We start from the raw sequence: 20194 nt of genomic DNA, 5'->3' as shown, positions 1-20194 counted from the left end.
CAGATGTCGCAGCGCACCCTGGTCCTGCTCAAGCCCGACACGGTACGCCGTGGCCTGATCGGTGAGGTGCTGGGCCGGTTCGAGGCCAAGGGGCTCCGGATCGTCGCCATGGACCTGCGCACGATCGACGGCGAGCTGGCCGACCAGCACTACGCCGAGCACGTCGAGAAGGCCTTCTACCCGCCGCTGCGGGACTTCGTCGTCAGCGGCCCGATGGTCGCGATGGTGCTCGAGGGCGACGAGGCGATCGAGGTCGTCCGCGCCCTGAACGGCGCCACCGACGGCCGCAAGGCCGCCCCCGGCACGATCCGCGGCGACCTGTCGCTGTCCAACCGCGAGAACCTCGTGCACGGCTCCGACTCCCCGGAGTCGGCCGACCGCGAGATCAAGATCTGGTTCCCCGACCTGCCGTGAACCTGCCCGAACTCCCCGACCCCGGTGTGCTGCACCCGATGCCCGGGCAGTCCCGGGTGGTGCTCCTGAAACCCCTTGTGACCTCGCCGCTGATCGAGGTCGGGGAGTTCTCGTACTACGACGACCCGGACGACCCGACCGCGTTCGAGACCCGCAACGTGCTGTACCACTACGGCCCGGAGAAGCTGGTCATCGGCAAGTTCTGCGCGCTGGGCGAGGGCGTCCGCTTCGTCATGAACGGCGCCAACCACCGGATGGACGGGCCGTCGACGTTCCCGTTCCCGATCATGGGCGGCTCCTGGTCCGAGCACTTCGACCTGATCACCGGCCTGCCCGGCCGCGGCGACACCGTGATCGGAAACGACGTCTGGCTCGGCTACCAGACCCTGGTGATGCCCGGCGTGCGGATCGGCCACGGAGCGATCGTCGCCTCCGGCTCGGTCGTGACGACCGACGTCCCCGACTACGGCATCGCCGGCGGCAACCCAGCCAAACTCATCCGCCGCCGCTACAACGACACGGACATCGACCGCCTCCTCACCATCGCCTGGTGGGACTGGCCCCTGGACCACCTCACCAAGCACCTCCCTACAGTCATGTCCGGTACGGTCGACGACCTTGAGCGCGCGCGGCCGTGAAAGCGAACTGAAAGGTCGGTCCCACATTCTCTGGGCGGGGTGAGCTGTCACCCCAGCTGCCCAGGGAGGGGACCCCTTGTCATCGCCGCATAGCCTTCATCGGTCTGTTGCGCTGCTCGTCAGTGCAGTTGCCCTGCTGATTCCCACGCAGACCGCCAGCGCGGGCACTGCCCAAACGCCTGCTGCCTCGGACCTGGCGCGCCAGACCGGCAAGCCGGTACCCGTGCCGTCTGCGCAGACCGCCACGAGTGACGTGGTGGCCAATCCGGACGGCTCTTTCACCGAGACGTTCCACACCGAGCCGGTCCGGGTACGGCGTGGTGCCGGCTGGACCCCGGTGGACACGACGCTGGAGCGCCGCACCGACGGCAGTGTCGCGCCGCGGGCAACCAGCATCCCGACCGCGTTCTCCGGCGGCGGTAAGGGCTCTCTGGTACGACTGGGTACGTCCCGGCAGCAGTTGTCGTACACCTGGGCGAACTCACTGCCGGCCCCGACATTGCAGGGCAGTACGGCGACGTACCGGGACGTCCTGCCCGGCGTGGACCTGCAGCTGACCGCCAAGACACAGGGCTTCTCCAAGGTCTTCGTCATTCACAGTGCGGCCGCCGCGAAGCAGCTGAGCACGCTGAACCTTGGTCTGGCCGCCGACGGCCTGGCCCTGCGCGATACGAAGGCTGGAAGCTTCGGCGCGTACGACGGAACGAACAAGCTCGTCTACAGCGCCGGTGCCCCGCTGATGTGGGACTCCGCCGACCACCGCGCGACTGGCGCGTCGAAGCTGACCGGCCGGACGTTGTCGGTCACGCCCGACCAGAAGCTCCTGACCGGCAGCAACACCAAGTACCCGGTCTATCTCGACCCCGACACGACCGGGCCCTTGTACGGCTGGGCGATGGTGTTCTCGGGGCACCCGGAGGACGAGTACTGGGGCGGCGACGGCGAGGGCGTCGCCAAGGTCGGGAACTGCTACGACGCGAGGGGCGAGTGCTACGGCATCGGTGTGGCCCGGTCGTACTTCAGGTTCGACGTGCGTGGACTGCTGGGCGGCCGGAAGCTCATCAAGAGCGCGAGCTTCAACGCGTTCCTGGACCACGTGCCTGACTGCGCACAGCAGCGCACCGTCCGGGCCTCGAGCACCGCACCGGTCGGCACCGGCACCAACTGGGCCAACCGGCCCGGCATCGCCACCAGCCTCGGCGATGTGATGCCGCCGCAGTGCAAGGACATCTGGCTCGGCTGGTCGGCCGTGCGGGCGGTGAACGACGGCATCAGCCTGCACGACGGCTGGGCGACGATCGCGCTGTCCGCGACCAACGAGGCCGACCAGTACGCGTGGAAGAAGTTCGGCACCAGGCCGACGTTGTCCGTCACCTACAACACCCGCCCGGGAGTGCCAACCGATCTGGCCGTCGAGGGCCAGCTCTGCCGCGGCCAGGAGATCTTCGTGAACCCGGCGGTCAGTGGTGAGGAGGAGGACCAGACGCGCGGCCCCGTGCTGTCGGTGAAGGCGACCGAGGAGGACCCGCAACTGATCCGCACGGTGTTCGAGTGGGCGGATCGCGCGCACAACCGGATCGGTGGCGCGACCACAGGGTTGTTCGCGTCAGGTACGACGTTCAAGGCAGGCGTGCCGTCGGCCAACGCCGCGCACGGGAGCCGGCTGTCGTTCCGCGCGTTCGCGTCGGACGACGTGGACGGTTCCGGGTGGAGCGGGTACTGCGACCTGACGATCGACAAGGTCGCACCGCAGGAGGCTCCGACCGTGCACTCGGATACCTACCCCGAGTGCACAGTGGCCGACTGCCGCCAGTACGGGGGAGTCGGGTTCACCGGTGGATTCACCTTCGGGGCCGGACAGAACGACACCGATGTCGCAGGCTTCCAGTACTCGCTGCTGGGCGCCTTCGAGAACCGGTACGCGCCGGTCGGCAGCGACGGCCTCGCGCGGGTGCTGATCACCCCGCCGGACTACGGGCCGCAGTTCCTGAGCGTTCGAGCGGTCGATCGCGCGCGCAACGTGTCGTCGACGACTCAGGTCTACGAGTTCCACGTCAAGCACGGTGGCTCGCCGACGGCGGCGTGGCGGCTCAACGGAGAGGGCTCGGACACGGCGGTCGTGGACGATGCGGCCGGTCACCGTGACGGCGTCCGGCCGGCGGCGCCCGCAGCGCAGTGGAAGGGCGGCCGGAACGGCGATGCCCTGTGGCTGAACGGCTCCCAGTCCGCGTACGTCGCAGCTTCCGGTACGTCGGCCGTCGACACCAGCAAGTCGTTCACGGTGTCGGCCTGGGTGAAGCTGGATCAGGCCGGCACGGTGTACCGCACCGCGGTGAGTCAGAGCGGCTCCCGACTGAGCGGTTTCTTCCTGCAGTACAACCCGAGCACCAAGAAGTGGAACTTCATGATGCCGGCGAGTGACGCCGACACAGCGGCACGCCACGTCGCAGCATCCCCGGGGTCCGCCGTGGCGGGTCGCTGGACTCACCTGACCGGAGTCTTCGACGACGCCACCAAACAGATCACGCTGTACGTCGACGGCGTCCAAGGGACCACGGCGAGCCACTCGACGCCGTGGCGGGCGACCGGCGCGATGCAACTGGGCAGGGCGCAGTACCAGGCGGCCGGTGCCGACAACTGGCTCGGAGCGCTGGACGACGTGCAGGTCTTCAACCGGGTGCTGACGACCGTGGAGATCGACGACCTGGCCGGCAGACCGGCGGCCGAGCAGGCCTTCTGGCCGCTCGACGAACCCACCGGAACGCAGGTCTCGGATGCCTCAGGCAACTATCGTCTCGGGACGGCTGCGCCCGGAGTGACGCGCACGGCAGGCGCCGTGGGCACCGGCGCGGTGCGACTCGACGGCTCGGGTGGGATCACCGGTCCGGCCGCCGTTGTCCGGACCGACAGCAGCTTCACCGTCAGCGCCCGGGTCAAGCTGGACACGGTCGACGCGGTCAGCCGGACAGCGCTGAGCCAGGACGGTCAGCAGTCGAGCGGCTTCCAGCTCGGGTACGACGGCCCCAAGCGGCGTTGGTACTTCGGTCTCTCCCAAGCCGACAGTGCCACGGACCTGCCTGTCACGGTCACCGACGACAGTGCCCCGACCGCGGGCCAGTGGACCTCGCTCACCGGCGTCTACGACCAGGCCGCCGGTCAGATCCGGCTCTACGTCGACGGCCGGCAGGTGGGCGGGTATCCCGCCGCACAGGCCAAGTGGAACGCCACCGGTGCCTTCCAGGTCGGGACGGCTCGCAAGGCAGGGCAGGTGGCGAACGCGTTCACCGGCGAGATCGACGACGTCCACGCCTGGTCCGGCGTGCGCACCGAGGGCCAGGTCCAGGACGACCTCGCGCATCCGGCGACGACCCGGTCGACGGCGTACTCCGGGCAGCTGTCGTACTTCCTGGACAGCAATGGGTTCCGGATGGTCACCAACGGGCCGGTGCCGCCGAGCTCGCACTTCCAGAAGTCGCTGGGAGTCCCGGCGCCGGCCGGTACCGCGAACACCACCACCGTCCTTGCCTGCCGTAACGGTGCGACGGACTACTTCCTGGACGCGACCTGCGCCGGGCACACCGTGCTGGGCAGTGTCGGGCAGTTCTGGAAGAGCCCGCCGGCCGGGGTGGAGACGGTCCCGGTCTACCGCTGCTACATCTACATGGTCGCCCACTTCGCCTCCAACGACGAGAACTGCGACGGCGTCGCCGGCGCCACGATGGAGTTCCGGCTCGGCTACGTCCGGCCGTACTTCGCCCTCGTCCGGACGAGTGCCACGAACCATCCGTACGACCACATCAGCAGTACGGCGAAGCAGCCGGCGACGCAGCGCGCCGAGTCCTCGCTGGGCTACCTCGCCATGCGGCAGTTGCCCGGTACGACGCCCTGGATGCTGTGCCGCGACGGAGCGGACAGCTTCACCTCGAGCGATCCCGGCTGCGAAGGCAAGACGGTCGTGGCCCTGTCCGGCTACGGCTGGACCGAGCCCGCGCCCGGTCGCGTCGAGGTGTTCCGGTGCCGTGCCTCCTGGGGAGACCTCTTCGACTCCCGTGACGCCGGTTGTGAGGGCGCGCAGCACACCTTGGTCCGTTCGGTCGGCTACGTCGCCGCCTCTCTCTGACGTTGAAGGACACAGTGATGACGAAACGATCATTCGCTCGGTGGCGTAGCAGTTGGACCGCAGCCACAGCAGGAGTCCTGGTGGTGTCCCTGGCCGTCCCTGCGACTGCCGCTCAACCGGAGGCCAGGGCACCGAAACCGGCCAGCCCGGCTCTGCCGCAGACACCGACCGTGGCAACGAAGGACTTCGTACCGGCGCCGGTGCCAGACAGGCCCCGGCCGCCTGCTCCGGCTGCACGGACGGCCTGGCCGAAGGACGGTGTCGCACAGCTCACCGTCGGTGCAGCTGCCAAGGCAGATGGACTCCCGGTCAGCGTGGCGCGTTCGGGGCGGACCTCTCCGGCCACGGTGGAGGTCAAGCTCGATGCCGACAGCGGCGTCAAGGACCAGCTGACGTTCCAGGTACGTCGTACCGACGGAGCGAAAGCCCTGGGCACCGTGCGCGTCTTCCTCGACTACTCGAAGTTCCGCGACTCGTTCGGCGGTGACTGGGCCTCCCGGTTGCGCGTCCTCGGCGCGGACGGGCGACAGGTCGGAGCTCAGGGCAACGACACGGACCGCGACCGGTTGTACGCCGACGTACCGGTCAGTGCGGCGGCCTCGACCTTCACCGTGGCGGCGGAATCAAGCGGCTCGGCCGGCACGTACAAGGCGACCTCCCTCGCCCCGTCCGGTCAGTGGCAGGTGTCCACGGCCAGCGGCGGCTTCAGCTGGTCGTACCCGTTCCAGGTGCCGCAGGTGCCGGGCGGGCTCGTGCCGGACCTCGAGGCATCGTACTCGTCGCAGTCCGTGGACGGCCGGACAGTTGCCACCAACAACCAGCCGTCGTGGGTCGGCGAGGGCTGGGACCTCGGCGGGGGATTCATCGAGCGCTCCTACAAGGGCTGCGCGGACGACCTCGACGGCAACAACGGCAAGACCAAGACCGGTGACCTGTGCTGGGAGACCGAGAACGCGGTCCTGTCGCTGGGGCAGCGGTCCGGGCGTCTCGTCCTGCAGGACGGGGTCTGGCACCCCGAGAACAACGACGGGACGAAGGTCGAGCACCTGCTGCGGAGCGCCGGGATCAACGGTGACGACAACGGCGAGTACTGGCGTGTCACCACGCCCGACGGAACGGAGTACTACTTCGGCCTGACCAGGCTGCCGGGCTGGGAGAGTGGTCGCGCGACCACGAACTCGACCTGGACCGTGCCGGTCTACGGCAACGACGACGGGGAGCCCTGCCATCAGGCGACGTTCGCGGCCAGCGCCTGCCAGCAGGCGTACCGCTGGAACCTGGACTACGTCGTCGACCGCAACGACAACGCGATGAGCTACTACTACGACGTCGAGACCGGCAAGTACGGCCAGAACCTCGGCGCGTCCGTGGCGTCGTACACACGGGCCGGGTCGCTCAAGCGGATCGAGTACGGCCTGCGCGCCGGCAACGCCTACACGACGGCCCCGGCCCGCGTCGTCCTCAGCACCGCCGACCGCTGCGCCCCGAACCAGAACTGTGCCGTGCACGACCCCAAGTCCTGGCCCGACGTGCCGTGGACCCTCGAATGCGCTGTCGCGGACTGCAAGGACGAGCTGTCACCGACGTTCTGGACGACCAAGCGGCTGGCCAAGATCAACACGCAGGTCTCGGCCGGCGGCGTCAACTACGCGCACGTCAACCAGTGGAACCTGGCCCACAGTTACCCGCCGCCGGGCGACGGAACCTCCGCACCGCTGTGGCTCGACTCGATCACCCGCACCGGTCTCGCCACCGACACGTACGTCGGCCTGCCGCCGGTCAAGTTCGACTATGAGATGAAGCCGAACCGCGTCGACTCGCTCACCGACGGTCTGCCGGCGCTCAACCGGCCCCGCCTCATCACCATCACCAGCGAGTCCGGCGGCCGCATCAACGTCGCCTACGCCGGGAAGGACTGCGCCCCCGGCGCACTGCCGGCACCGGACAGCAACGGCAAGCGCTGCTTCCCGGTCCGCTGGCTGATGGAACCCGAGGTGGAGCCCCGCAACGACTGGTTCCACAAGTACGTCGTCAGCGAGATCACCGAGGACGACCTGCTCACCGGCAACTTCGCCGGACGCACCAAGTACACCTACGAGGGCGCAGCGGCCTGGGCGTACGACCAGAACCCGCTCGCGGACCCGAAGTACCGCAGCTGGACCGACTGGCGCGGGTACGAGAAGGTGCTGGTCGTCCGTGGTGACAAGACCCAGGAGCCGAACAGCCCCCAGTCGGCTACGCGGTACCAGTACTTCCGTGGCATGAACGGCGACCGGACCGCGGCCGGCGGGAGCAAGACGGTCGGTATCAAGGACAGCGCCGGCACCGTCGTGACGGACTCGAAGCCGTACGCCGGTCTGGTCCGTGAGGAGATCACTTACAACAACGTCGGCGGCCCGGAGGTCGGCGGATCGATCCACGACCCGTGGTCACGCCGGACAGCCGTGCAGGCGCCGTACGAGTCCTATCAGGTCGAACAGACCCGGACCGTCAGCCGGACCGCGCTGGCCGCGGGCGGCGTACGTACCACTGATGTGCGGACCACGTACGACGCCTACGGCAACGAGACCGAGGTCGACGACCGGGGCGACACCGCGCTGGCCACCGACGACCGGTGCACGACGACGACCTACAACCGCAACGCCGGCAAGTGGCTGATGGATCTCGCCTCGCGGGTCCGGACCGTCGGCGTGGCCTGTGACGCCACCCCGTCGTACCCGGCGGACGCGATCGAGGACGTGCGGACGTCGTACGACGGGGGAGCCGTCGACGCGGTCCCGCAGCACGGCAACCCGAGCAGGGTCGAGCAGGCCAAGTCGTACAGCGGAGCCACTCCGACGTACCTGACGAGGAGCACGACCACCTACGACGGCTTCGGCCGTCCGCTCGAGACCAAGGACGCGCTGGGCCGGCCGACCACGGTCGCGTACGTCGAGACCAACGGCGTGAACACCGCGGTGACGACCAGGAACGCGCTCGGCCATGACCGCACGCAGGACATCGACCCGCGGCTGGGGCAGCCGGTCAAGGAGACGGACGCCGACGGCCGGATCACGTCGCTGCAGTACGACGCGCTCGGGCGTCTCACCGCCGTCTGGAAGCCCGGCCGGACCGAGGCGAACCTGGAGTCGCCGCATCTTCAGTTCGCGTACGGCGTCCGCAACTCGGGCGGACCGAACTGGGTGAAGACCCTCACGCTGACGGCCAACGGCACCCAGGTGGCGTCGTACCAACTGCTGGACGGGTTCCTGCGGCTGCGGCAGACGCAGTCGCCCAGCCCGCTCGGCGGCCGGATCCTCACCGACGAGTACACGAACAGCCGCGGGCTGGTGTACTTCAAACGATCGCCGTACTACGACCCCAGTGCTGCGCCTGGCACCGCGGTGGCTTCCCTGGTGCACGGCGAGGTCCCGAACGCCACGGCGATCGGCTACGACGGAGCAGAGCGCGTTACGGGCGAGGCGCATGTCGAGTTCGGGGCGGAGAAGTGGCGGACCACGACCACGTACGGCGGTGATCGGGTGACCGTCCTGCCGCCCGACGGCGGGACACTGACGACCATTGTCAGCGACGCCCGCGGCCGGACCACCGCCCGGCTGCAGTACCAGGGCCGGACGACGAGCAGCACGGCCGAGACCACTCGCTACGGCTACACCAAGCGCGGCGACCTGGCGTCGCTGACGGACTCCGCCGGGAACAGCTGGCGGTACGAGTACGACGTGCTCGGCCGCAAGGTCAAGGCGGACGACCCGGACAAGGGGACGGCCGTCATGACGTACGACGACGCCGACCAGCTCATCAGCACGACGGACGCACGCGACAAGACCGTCGTGACGAGCTATGACCTTCTCGGTCGCAAGGCGGAGACACACAGCGGGGCGGCGGACGGGCCGCTACTCACCAAGTCGGTCTACGACACGCTCTCGAAGGGGCAGCTGACGTCGTCGACCCGGTACGTCGGCGCGAACGCCTATGTGCGAGCGGTAACCGGCTACGACGAGGCCGGGCGTGCACAGGGGGAGCAGGTCGTCATCCCGGCGGTGGAGGGGAAGTTGGCGAACACCTACACCACGACGCAGACGTACGCCGACAGCGGCAGCGTCTGGTCGACCGCGCTGCCCAAGCTCGGCGACGTCGCGGCCGAGACACTCAACTACTCGTACGACGGTCTCGGGCTGCAGAAGAAGATGACCGGAACGACGCCGTACGTGAACGACACCAAGTACACCGGACTGGCCGAGGTGGCGCAGCTCGTCCTCGGGCCGACAGACCGGACTGTCTGGCGGACGAACTTCTACGACCCGGGGACCGGGCGGCTCAAGGAGGTCAAGACGCATCGTGACTCCGCGGGCAACGTGATGGCCGCGGACCAGACCTACAGCTACGACCCGACCGGCAACGTCACCCGGGTCACCGACCAGGTCCAGGGCCGCTCGCTGGACACGCAGTGCTTCCGCTACGACCACCTACGTCGTACGACGGCTGCCTGGACGGCGACCGACGCGTGTGCGGCTGCTCCGGATGCGAGTCGGATCGGCGGGCCGGCGCCGTACTGGCAGGAGTACACGTACGACCTGACGGGTAACCGCACGGCGGCGACAGTGAAGGGTCTTGGCGGCGCGGCGGACAAGGTGAGCACCTACGCGTACGGCCAGCCCGGCAGCGACCTGCCGCACGCGGTCCGGTCCGTCACGACCGGATCGGCTGTGGCGGCATACGAGTACGACGCCGCCGGGAATACGACGAGCCGCACGGGTCCTGACGGTCAGCCGCAACCGCTTGTCTGGGACGACGAGGGTCAGTTGGCCGCAGTCGGCAGCAGCAACTATGTCTATGACGCCGACGGCAAAGTCCTGATCCGCCGAGACGCCGGCTCCAGCACGCTGTTCGTCGGCGACGGGGAGCTGACGGTAACAAACGGTGTTTTGAAGGGCACTAGGTACTACAACGGCATCGGCGTCCGCACGAGCACAGGCCTGACCTGGACGATCCCCGACCGCTTCGGCACCAACCAGACCGCCCTGGACGCCGCCACTCTGGCAATAACCACCCGCCTCTTCGACCCCTTCGGAGCCCCCCGAGGCACAACCACCACCTGGCCCGGAGGCAACCGCTCCTACGTAGGAGGCACCCCCACCGCCAACACAGGCCTGACCAGACTGGGAGCCCGAGAATACGACCCAGCCCTGGGCCGATTCCTCTCGGTAGACCCCATCATCGACCCCAACGACCCCCAACAACTCAACGCCTACGCCTACGCCAACAACAGCCCCGCCACATTCAGCGACCCGGACGGCCTGAAGTACTTCGAGGGCGATTCCGGTCGCGCGTACAGCAATCAGAAGGCGGTCGACAAGGTCGCGAAGAAGCGCTGCGGAGCCTCGATCGCAGGTGCCTTCTCGTGCCCGAACAAGTTCAAACGGATGTTCACCACGCAGTGCCCGCCGTCCCGCGCGAGCGACGCCAAGGCGTGCCGGTCGCAGAACGGAAGTCCGAAGCCCGTGTCCTTCAAGCCGAAGGCGCCACGCCACATCGCAAAGGCTCGGCAGCCCCTTCGTCTGATGACCAACCTGATGAACGGTCTGTTCGAAGACGCTCCGTTCAAGTCCATCTCGGGGTGCATGGATGTCTTCGCAGGGGTGTTCTTCGGCGGCGGCGGCGAGGTCTGCAGCAGTTTCGACCGGCACGGGATGACGCGGAGCGCAGGTGTGAAAGTCGGTGCCATCCTCGGATTCGATGCCTCGGTAGGTGGGGCCGTGAAGTTCAACTCCGGTGACGCGACCACCGTGAACAACGGCCCGGGCTTCGAGATCTCGTCCACACCGTTCAACGGCGAAAAGTGGTCCAAGATCATCGAGATGCTCGGCTCGACCAATCTCAAGGCCGGTTGGGGCGGCGGAGTCGAGGGCACGATAGACCCGACCACCGGGCAGTCCTCCGTGGCGATCAAGGGCGGCTTCGGCGTTGGGGCCAGCGTGGGCGGGGCCTATGCCACGGCAGGTGCCAACTCGGGCTACGTCGTCGATTGGGAGTCGGTCGACAAGACGATCGACTTCGCAGCCCAAGGGTTCGAGTGGGCGGGAGACATGGCCGGCATCTGGTGAACCGTTGAACTAGCTGCGACGGAGGCCGTTGCCGACAGCAGGTGCTCGGACCGATACGATCTGTCCTGGGCGGACGGGTCGTGTCGGTCCACGGGCTGTGCGCGGGCGGCGCTTAGCCTGGTCGGGGACCGAGTGGGAGGTGCCGCGGTGGCGAACAGCATGCTGGGCCGCGACATGGCGGTTGATCTCGGGACGGCGAACACGCTGGTGTATGTGCGTGGCCGGGGCGTCGTGCTGAACGAGCCGTCCGTGGTGGCGACCCGGACCGACGAGCCGCAGGAGGCGGTCGCGTTCGGGCACGAGGCGAAGAAGATGATCGGGCGGACGCCGGGCAACATCACCGCGATCCGGCCGTTGAAGGACGGTGTGATCGCCGACTTCGACGCCGCCGAGCAGATGCTGCGGTACTTCATCCAGCGCGTCCACCGCCGGCGGTACTTCGCGAAGCCGCGGATCGTGGTCTGCGTCCCGTCCGGGATCACCGCGGTCGAGCAGCGCGCGGTCCGTGACGCCGGGTACATGGCCGGCGCCCGCAAGGTGTACATCATCGAGGAGCCGATGGCCGCCGCGCTCGGCTCGAACCTCGAGGTCCGCGACGCGACCGGCAACATGGTCGTCGACATCGGCGGCGGGACCACGGAGGTCGCGGTCATCTCGTTCGGCGGCATCGTCACCAGCCAGTCGATCCGGGTGGCCGGCGACGCCATCGACAAGGCGATCGTGAACTACTGCAAGAAGGAGTTCTCGCTGCTGCTCGGCGAGGCCACCTCGGAGCAGATCAAGATGACGATCGGCTCGGCGTTCCCGACCACCGACGGCCCGGACAGCGAGATCCGCGGCCGGGACATGGTCTCCGGCCTGCCGCGCACCGTGAAGGTGTCGTCGGCGGACATGCGGCAGGCGATCGAGGAGCCGATCACCGCGATCGTCGACGCGGTCAAGGCGACGCTGGACAAGACCCCGCCGGAGCTGGCCGGCGACATCGTCGACCGGGGCATCGTGCTGACCGGCGGCGGCGCGCTGCTGAAGGGGATGGACGAGCGGCTGCGGCACGAGACCGGTATCCCGATCCACGTCGCCGAGAACCCGCTGGACGCGGTCGTGCTCGGCGCCGGCAAGTGCGTCGACAACATCGAGACCCTGAACCGCATCCTGGTCACCGACAACCGGCGCTGAGGTAGCAGGCGATGCTCAAAGACCTCGGTTCGCCGTCGACCAGGAGCGCGTTCCGCTCCGCCGGCGAGGCCCCGCTGCGTTCGGCCGGTACGCCGCGGGAGGTGCGCCGCCGCCGGACCGTCCTGCTGCTGGTCGTGCTGGCGTGTTTCACGCTGATCGTGCTGGACGCCCGCCGCTCGGCCGGATCGCCGGTCGAGCCGTTGCGGGAGGCCGCGGCCGGTGTCTTCGGCCCGCTCGAGTCCACCGCGACCTCGGCCCGGCAGCCTGTGGACAACCTCCGCGACCGGTTCGCGGAAATGGATAGGTTGAAAGCAGAGAACGAACAACTGAAGAAGGACAACGAGGACCTGACCCGGGAGCTGAACACCTCCGACTACGCCCGCAGCCGGGCGCAGGAGCTGGACAAGCTGCTCAAGGTCGCGCCGGCGTACACGGTGACGCCGGCCCGGGTGATCGGCATCGGCGGCGCGCAGAACTTCAGCCACACGGTGACGATCGACGCCGGGACGGCGGACGGCGTGCGCGCCGACATGACGGTGCTGAACGGGACCGGTCTGGTCGGCCGGGTGGTGCGGGTCACCCAGGGGACCGCGACCGTGCTGCTGATCGGCGACCGCAACTCGACCGTCGGCGGCCGGCTGAACGCGTCGATGGCGCTCGGTTTCGTCTCCGGACGCGGAGAGGTGGCCGGCACCCTCGACTACAAGCTGGTCGACCCGAAGGCGCGGCCGAAGGAAGGCGACCGGATCGTCACCTGGGGCTCGAGCGGCAACGCGCCGTACGTGCCGGGTGTCCCGATCGGCGTCGTCACCTCGGTGACGCCGAACCAGGGCGCCCTCGGGTCCACCGCGACCGTCAAGCCGTATGTCGATCCGACCCGGATCGACACCGTCGGCGTGGTCACCGGGCCACCGGCCCGGCCGCCACGCCAGCAACTACCAGGGAAGGGGAACTGACATGATCGCCGTACGCATCGGGTTGGCTGCCCTGTTCCTGATGATCGCCGTCACCGTGCAGACGTCCGTGCTGACGAACATCGCGGTCGCCGGCGTCACGTGCGACCTGACGCTGATCGTGGTGATCGCGCTGGCGCTGTCCCGCGGCCCGGAGTGGGGTGCGATCGCGGGCTTCGTCGGCGGTCTGCTGCTCGACGTCGTGCCGCCGGCCGACCACACGGCCGGGCGCTGGGCCCTGGGCCTGGCGGTCGCCGGCTACGTCGCCGGGCTGATCCGCCGCGAGACCTCCGGCAGCCCGGTCGGGCCGCTCGGCGTCGCGCTGACGGTAGTGCTGGGGACCGCGATCTCCTTCTTCCTGTACTGCGCGACAGGCTCGCTGCTGCACGACCCGACGGTCGACTGGAGCGAGTTCGGCGTCCGCCTCGGCATCGCCGCCGGGTACGACGTGGTCGGCGCGATCGTGGTGATCCCACTGGTCATGTGGCTGATGGGCCGCCTCAAACCGGCCCGTGAACGGCGACGGGTCACGCCATGAGCTGGGACGGCTTCGAGGCGCCGCTGAAGGCGCGGCTCAGGTTGTTCGTGATCGGGGTGCTGGTCTTCTCCTTGCTGTGCACGCTGTTCGGCCGCCTCTGGTACATGCAGGTGATGTCGAACGCGGACTACAGCCAGGCGGCCACCCAGCAGCACATCCGCCAGGTCCTGGTCCCGGCCCCGCGCGGCACGATCGTCGACTCGCAGGGCCGCACGCTGGTCGGCAACCGGGTCTCGGTGATGATCACGGTCGATCGGTCCGTGCTCGCGAAGCTGCCGGAGAGCCAGCAGAACGTCGTCCTCACCCGGCTCGCGAAAGTGCTCGGCCAGAAGCCGAAGGACCTGAAGGCGCGCACGATGCTGTGCGGTGAGCCCGGCGCGTCCAAACCGCCCGCCTGCTGGAACGGCACGCCGTACCAGCCGATCCCGGTCGCGAAGGACGTCAGTGAGCAGGTCGCGATCGAGGTGATGGAGCGCCGCGAGGACTTCCCCGGGATCGCCGCCGACTCGCAGACCCTGCGCGCCTACCCCGCGCCGTTCAAGGTGAACGCGGCGCACATCCTCGGGTACCTGTCGCCGATCACCACCGAAGAGCTCGAGGACATGGACAAGGCCGGGCAGGACTCGGTCCCGCACCGCTCGGACCTGGTCGGCCGGGCCGGCGTCGAGCGGTCGTACGACAAGCTGCTGCGCGGGTCGCCCGGCGAGAAGGACGTGATCGTCGACGCGGTCGGGTACACCACCGGCATCAAGAAGCAGACCGCGCCGGTCCCGGGCGCCACGCTGGTCACCACGATCGACGCGCGGATCCAGGCCTCGGTCGAGGCGCAGCTGAAGAACGCGATCATGACCGCCCGGAAGCAGTACGACAAGATCACCAAGAAGAAGTACGTCGCCGACTCCGGCGCCGCGGTCGTGATGGACACCAAGACCGGCCGGATCGTCGCGATGGCCAGCTACCCGACGTACGATCCGGGCGTCTGGGTCGGCGGCATCACCCAGCGCGAGCTGGACGCGCTGTACTCGACGAAGTCCGGGACGCCGCTGGTGTCCCGCGCGCTGCAGGGCCAGCTGGCGCCCGGGTCGACGTTCAAGCCGATCACGACCGCCGCGGCGATGAGCGCCGGGTACAGCCCGAAGACAAGGCTCGACTGCTCGTCGTTCTTCGAGGTCGGCAACCGCCGGTTCAAGAACTACGAGTCCGCGTCGTACGGGATGATCGGCTTCGACCAGGCGCTGGCGCTGTCCTGCGACACGTTCTTCTACCGGATCGCCTACGCGCTCTGGCTCAAGGAGGGCGGCAACTCCAGCGACGTCACGACCCGCGACCCGCTGGTCGAGATGGCGCAGAAGTTCGGGCTCGGCAAGCCGACCGGGATCGACCTGCCCGGCGAGGTCAGCGGCCGGATCGCCGACCGCAAGTGGAAGAAGACCTATTACGACTCGCAGAAGGACTACTACTGCAAGATCGCGGACAACCCGCCCGCCGGGACGTCTGCGTTCCTGAAGCAGTTCTCCCGCGAGTTCTGCGTCGACGGCTACAAGTACCGCGCCGGTGACGCGGTGAACTTCGCGATCGGCCAGGGCGACACCACGGTCACCCCGCTGCAGCTCGCGACCGTCTACTCGGCACTGTCCAACGGCGGCACGGTCTACGAGCCGCGCGTCGTGCAGTCCTGGGTCGGCGCGAACGGCAAGCCGCACGAGATCAAGCCGGCCGTCAAGGCCAAGCTTCCGGTCCCGCGGAACACGCTGAAGTACATCGACACCGCGCTGAAGCAGACCACGGTCTCGGGGACGGCGGCGTGGAAGTTCCAGGGCTTCCCGCTCGACAAGATCCCGGTCCGCGCCAAGACCGGTACGGCCGAGGTCTACGGGAAGCAGACCACCTCGTGGCTCGCGTCGTACACCGATCGGTATGCCGTGGTGATGATGATCAGCCAGGCCGGTACCGGTTCGGGCGCCGGCGGTGACGCGGTCCGCAAGATCTACGAGACCCTGTACAACATCAAGCCGGCGCCGCCGGCCCAGCCGAAGCCGGGGCAGTGAGATGGCGCTCCTGACTCCGATCCGGACCCGGCCGCGGATGGACCGCCGGTCGACGGTCTGGCATGTCGACTGGGTCCTCGTGCTGAGCGTGGTCGCGCTGTCGTTCCTCGGCGCGATGCTGATCTGGTCCGCGACCCACAACCGGACCTCGCTGACCGAGGGCAACCCGGATGCGTTCCTGGTCCGGCACGCGCTGAACTTCGCGATCGGCCTGGTGCTCGCGGTCGGCGCCGCGATCACCGACCACCGCCGGGTGCGGATCCTCGCCCCGCTGCTGTACGTCGCCTCGGTGATCGGCCTGATCCTGGTCCTGGTGCCGGGGGTCGGCTCGACGATCAACGGGTCCCGGTCGTGGATCCAGCTGCCGTTCATGTCGATCCAGCCGAGTGAGTTCGCCAAGCTCGCGGTGATCGTCGGTATGGCGCTGCTGATCGCGGAGAAGAGCGAGACCGACCGCCACGAGGACGCCCGCACGATCGACGTCGCGCAGGCGGTCGGGGTCGCCGCGATCCCGGTGGTGCTGGTGATGCTGCAGCCGGACCTCGGCACGGTGATGGTGCTCGGCTCGATCGTGTTCGGCATCATCGCGGTCTCGGGCGTCCCGAAACGCTGGATGCTCGGCCTGCTCACCGCGGGCGTGCTGGTCGCGGCGATCGCGATCAAGCTGCAGGTGCTGAAGGAGTACCAGATCGCCCGCTTCACCGCGTTCATGCACCCGTCGTCGGACCCGCAGGGCATCGGCTACAACGTGAACCAGGCGCGGATCGCGATCGGCAACGGCGGCGTGTTCGGGCAGGGCCTGTTCCACGGCGGCCAGACGCAGAACGCGTTCGTCCCGGAGCAGCACACCGACTTCGTGTTCACGGTCGCGGGCGAGGAGCTCGGGCTGATCGGCGCCGGCGCGATCATCGTGCTGTTCGCGATCATCCTGTTCCGCGGGCTGCGGATCGCGGTGAACGCGCGGGACGCGTTCGGGCGGCTGGTGGCGACCGGGATCGTCTGCTGGTTCGCCTTCCAGGCGTTCGAGAACATCGGGATGACGCTCGGCATCATGCCGGTCACCGGCCTGCCGCTGCCGTTCGTGTCGTACGGCGGTTCGTCGATGTTCGCCTGCCTGCTCGCGATCGGCCTGCTGCAGAACATCCACCTCCGCTCGCACCGCTACTGACCCGTCGACTGAGCTGTCAGGTAGGCTGCTCGGGCTCGGCCCCCGCCCAGAGCTCGGAAGGCCTCATGACCAGGTCCCTGTCGGTTCCGCTCGCCCTTGCTGCCGCCCTGACGTTGTCCCTTGCCGCCTGCGGTGGTGAGGACGAGAAGGCTGCCGCCGGTCCACCTGCGACCACGCCGACGCCGAGCGCGACGGCGTCGACGCCCGTCGCGCCCGTCACGCGGACGAGCGCCGAGCTCACCAAGGCGCTGCTGGAGCTCGCCGACCTGCCGAGCGGCTTCACCGAGGACAAGGAGGAGGCCGACGAGGACTCCAAGCCGTTCTCGTCGCCGAGCAGCCGCTGCAAGACGCTCGTGAAGTACCTGAACGCCACCAAGGCGCCTGGCTCCAAGGCCAGCGTGGCCCGGACGTTCACCGGCGGCCAGGAAGGCCCGTACATCGACTTCGGCCTCGACTCGATGACCACCGCCGAGAAGGTCGCCGACCTGCGCGACTCGTACGCCGAAGCGGTCGAGTCGTGCACGAAGGTGACGCTCAAGACCGACGGCGCCGGCAGCACGTCGATGAAGGTCGAGACGATCACCGCCCCGGAGTACGGCGCGAAGCCGTTCGCGTTCCGCCTCACCGGCACCAGCGGGCCGAAGCGCGGCCTCGAGTACGCCGCCGTCGTCACCGGTGTGGACGACGTGATCGTCTCGGTCGGCGTCCTGGCCGGCCAGGGCACCGAGCTCGACGCGGCCACCGAGGCCGCCGTCACGAAGGCCCGCCACGTGCTGCAGCCGGCGTGACGGGCATCACAGCTCGCGTCGTCACGCCGGCCGTAGGACGGACCGTCGTGTTGGCATGGAACAACGAATGGATTTCAGCAGGGTCACCCCGGCCGCCTTCCGGGCCGTGCTCGGAGTGGAGAGCTACGCCCAGAGCCAGGTCGACCACACGGTGCTGCACCTGATCAAGGTGCGTGCGTCGATGGTCAACGAGTGCTCCTTCTGCGTGGACATGCACACCATTGATGCCCTCAAGGAAGGCGAGACCACGCAGCGCCTGTTCGGGCTGGCCGCGTGGACCGAGTCGCCTTTCTACGACGAGCGTGAGCGGGCCGCCCTCGGCCTGACCGACGCGGTCACCCTGCTCGGGCGGGGCGGCGTGCCCGATGCCGTGTGGGACGCCGCGGTCGCGCAGTTCGGTGAGGAGGGAACCGCGCACGTGCTGCTGGCGATTGGCATGATCAATCTGTGGAATCGCCTGATGATCGCGACCCGGAGGCAGCCGGAGGTCACGGGCTGACGAGCGCGCTGACCGAGTTCGCGGCGGCGCGCGGGATGCTCGCCGGGCTCGCGTACCGGATGCTGGGGAGTTGGCACGACACGGAGGACGTGCTGCAGGACGCGTACGTCCGGTGGTCGGCGGCGGACCGCGCCGGCGTGGCCGAGCCGCGCCGCTACCTGACGCGGGTGGTGACGCGGCTGTCCGTCGACGTGCTGCGCACCCGGCAGGCGCGCCGCGAGAGCTACGTCGGCGAATGGCTCCCGGAGCCGGTGCTCGCGGACACCCTCGACCTCGAGGACGTGTCCGTGGCGCTCCTGCACCTGATGGAGCGGCTCACCCCGCCGCAGCGCGCGGTCTACGTGCTGCGCACCGCCTTCACCCTCCCGTACGACGAGATCGCCGCCATCCTCGACCGTACGCCGGAGGACTGCCGCCAGCTGCACCGCCGGGCTCTGCACGCGCTCGACGACGACCTACCTCGATATCAGCCGACCGCCGCGGAACAACGGCGCCTGCTCCTGGACTTCGTGGCCGCGGCCCGCGACGGCGACCTGTCCCGTCTCGAGTCGATGCTGAAGGACGACGTCATCTCCTGGACCGACTCCAACGGCCGCCGCCGAACTGCCCGCACGCCGGTTGCGGGCCGCGAGAAGGTCGCCAACTTCTTCACCCACATCTACCGCCACGTCGAGGTCACGGCGGTCGACCTGGTCACCGGGCCGGCCCTGAGGGTGGTTGTCCGAGGCAACCCACACCTCCTGACCCTCGACACCGACGGCACCCGGATCACCGCGATCCGCGTCCTGGCGAACCCGGAGAAGCTGTCAGCGGTAGAGCGGTAGAGCACCCGTGACGGAGTCGATCGACTGACGGGGCCCGTAGAGGGCCAGGCCCAGGTACTCGATGTCCTCGGGCTTGGTGCCGGCGAGCGTGGTGGACATCTGGTCGTACGTGCGGGCCCGCTGGGCGACCTGGTGCATGTCGTGGATGGTGATGTCCGGCCGGGCGGCCGCCTGGGCGCGCAGGGTCCGCAGGTCGTCGGCGCGCAGGATCGGGATCGGATGGACGCACATCCCGGTGTGCGGGGTGCCGGCCGCGTCGACCGTGTCCCGGCCGACGGTGTCGTCGTGGTGGCTGCCCAGCCCGACGCCGAGCAGGGCGGCGGTGTTGAGGGCGACTCCGACAGGGGCCTCGGTCGCGATGATCACGACCATCTTGTTCGTCAGCACGGCGGCCACGCTAGCCCGATGAACGGCAGACCTGAGCCAGCTCCGAACATCGTTCGGCCGATCTGGGAAAATAGCTGCCATGGACGAACTTGATACGGCGCTGCTGCGGATGCTGCAGAACGACGCCCGCCGGACCAACCGGGACATGGCGGCCGAGCTCGGGATCGCGCCGTCGACCTGCCTCGAGCGGATCCGCGGCCTCAAGGACCGCGGCGTGATCAGCGGGTACCACGCGGCCGTCGACCTGAAGGCGATCGACCGGTCGACCCAGGCGATCATCTCGATCAAGCTCCGGCCGCAGGCGATGGCGGTGGCGACCGCGTTCCAGGCGTACGTGATGGACCTGCCGCAGACGCTGGACATGTTCATGGTCTCCGGCGGCGCCGACTTCCTCGCCCATGTCGCCGTCAAGGACACCGAGGCGCTCCGCGACCTGGTCCTCGCGCTGGCCAAACGCCAGGAGATCGCCGACATCCGCAGTTCGGTCGTGTTCGAGCATCACCGCCGCACGACGATCATGCCGTTGGGTTCGTAGGG

Annotated in this window: 14 protein-coding genes; 13 read left to right on the top strand and 1 reads right to left on the bottom strand. The window is 68.9% G+C overall.

Translation table 11 applies throughout. From position 1 onward, the window contains the following. Positions 1–3: 3 nt before the first annotated feature. From ndk to ABZW60_RS34055, 12 genes are all read left to right on the top strand, one after another. On the top strand, positions 4–414 hold the full coding sequence (gene ndk, locus ABZW60_RS34110) for a nucleoside-diphosphate kinase (protein WP_355483974.1): 411 nt from the start codon (positions 4–6) through the stop codon (positions 412–414). Then, positions 411–1052, top strand: a complete 642-nt coding sequence (locus tag ABZW60_RS34105) for a CatB-related O-acetyltransferase (protein WP_355483972.1) — start codon at positions 411–413, stop codon at positions 1050–1052. Before ndk ends, ABZW60_RS34105 begins: the two co-directional genes overlap by 4 nt. 223 nt (positions 1053–1275) lie before the next feature. Beyond that, positions 1276–5172, top strand: a complete 3897-nt coding sequence (locus ABZW60_RS34100) for a LamG-like jellyroll fold domain-containing protein (RefSeq protein ID WP_355483970.1) — start codon at positions 1276–1278, stop codon at positions 5170–5172. 314 nt (positions 5173–5486) lie between these two features. Beyond that, entirely contained in the window at positions 5487–11276 is a 5790-nt protein-coding gene (locus ABZW60_RS34095) for an RHS repeat-associated core domain-containing protein (protein ID WP_355483969.1), read from the top strand. A gap of 159 nt (positions 11277–11435) precedes the next feature. Beyond that, a complete protein-coding gene (locus ABZW60_RS34090; protein WP_167219028.1) occupies positions 11436–12452 on the top strand; it encodes a rod shape-determining protein in 1017 nt (338 codons plus the stop codon). A gap of 11 nt (positions 12453–12463) precedes the next feature. Next, the gene (mreC, locus tag ABZW60_RS34085) at positions 12464–13408 is read left to right on the top strand and encodes a rod shape-determining protein MreC (RefSeq protein WP_355483967.1); all 945 of its coding nucleotides are present in this window, start codon (positions 12464–12466) and stop codon (positions 13406–13408) included. A gap of 1 nt (position 13409) precedes the next feature. After that, on the top strand, positions 13410–13943 hold the full coding sequence (mreD, locus tag ABZW60_RS34080; RefSeq protein ID WP_355483965.1) for a rod shape-determining protein MreD: 534 nt from the start codon (positions 13410–13412) through the stop codon (positions 13941–13943). Then, positions 13940–15991, top strand: a complete 2052-nt coding sequence (gene mrdA, locus ABZW60_RS34075; protein ID WP_355483963.1) for a penicillin-binding protein 2 — start codon at positions 13940–13942, stop codon at positions 15989–15991. The genes mreD and mrdA overlap by 4 nt, the downstream gene beginning before the upstream one ends. 1 nt (position 15992) lies before the next feature. After that, positions 15993–17159 (top strand): rod shape-determining protein RodA, encoded by a 1167-nt coding sequence (gene rodA, locus ABZW60_RS34070; protein WP_355483962.1) that lies wholly within the window; start codon positions 15993–15995, stop codon positions 17157–17159. Between the two features lie 65 nt (positions 17160–17224). Further along, positions 17225–17947 carry a hypothetical protein gene (locus tag ABZW60_RS34065; RefSeq protein ID WP_355483960.1) on the top strand — a complete coding sequence of 241 codons (723 nt, stop codon included), beginning with the start codon at positions 17225–17227 and terminating at the stop codon, positions 17945–17947. Between the two features lie 67 nt (positions 17948–18014). After that, entirely contained in the window at positions 18015–18446 is a 432-nt protein-coding gene (locus ABZW60_RS34060) for a carboxymuconolactone decarboxylase family protein (RefSeq protein ID WP_355483959.1), read from the top strand. Continuing rightward, a complete protein-coding gene (locus ABZW60_RS34055) occupies positions 18395–19270 on the top strand; it encodes a sigma-70 family RNA polymerase sigma factor (RefSeq protein ID WP_355483957.1) in 876 nt (291 codons plus the stop codon). The genes ABZW60_RS34060 and ABZW60_RS34055 overlap by 52 nt, the downstream gene beginning before the upstream one ends. Here the strand turns inward: ABZW60_RS34055 and ABZW60_RS34050 are convergent. Next, positions 19253–19657 (bottom strand): DUF2000 domain-containing protein, encoded by a 405-nt coding sequence (locus ABZW60_RS34050; protein WP_355483955.1) that lies wholly within the window; start codon positions 19655–19657, stop codon positions 19253–19255. The genes ABZW60_RS34055 and ABZW60_RS34050 overlap by 18 nt on opposite strands. 79 nt (positions 19658–19736) lie before the next feature. Here ABZW60_RS34050 and ABZW60_RS34045 point away from each other — a divergent pair, with 79 nt between their 5' ends. Continuing rightward, positions 19737–20192, top strand: coding sequence for an Lrp/AsnC family transcriptional regulator (locus ABZW60_RS34045; RefSeq protein WP_355483953.1), 456 nt, complete (start codon positions 19737–19739; stop codon positions 20190–20192). The last annotated feature ends 2 nt before the right edge of the window (positions 20193–20194 follow it).

The organism is Kribbella sp. NPDC003557 (genome assembly GCF_040610805.1).
Taxonomy (GTDB): Bacteria; Actinomycetota; Actinomycetes; order Propionibacteriales; family Kribbellaceae; genus Kribbella.
This window is presented reverse-complemented; position numbering and strand designations above follow the sequence as displayed.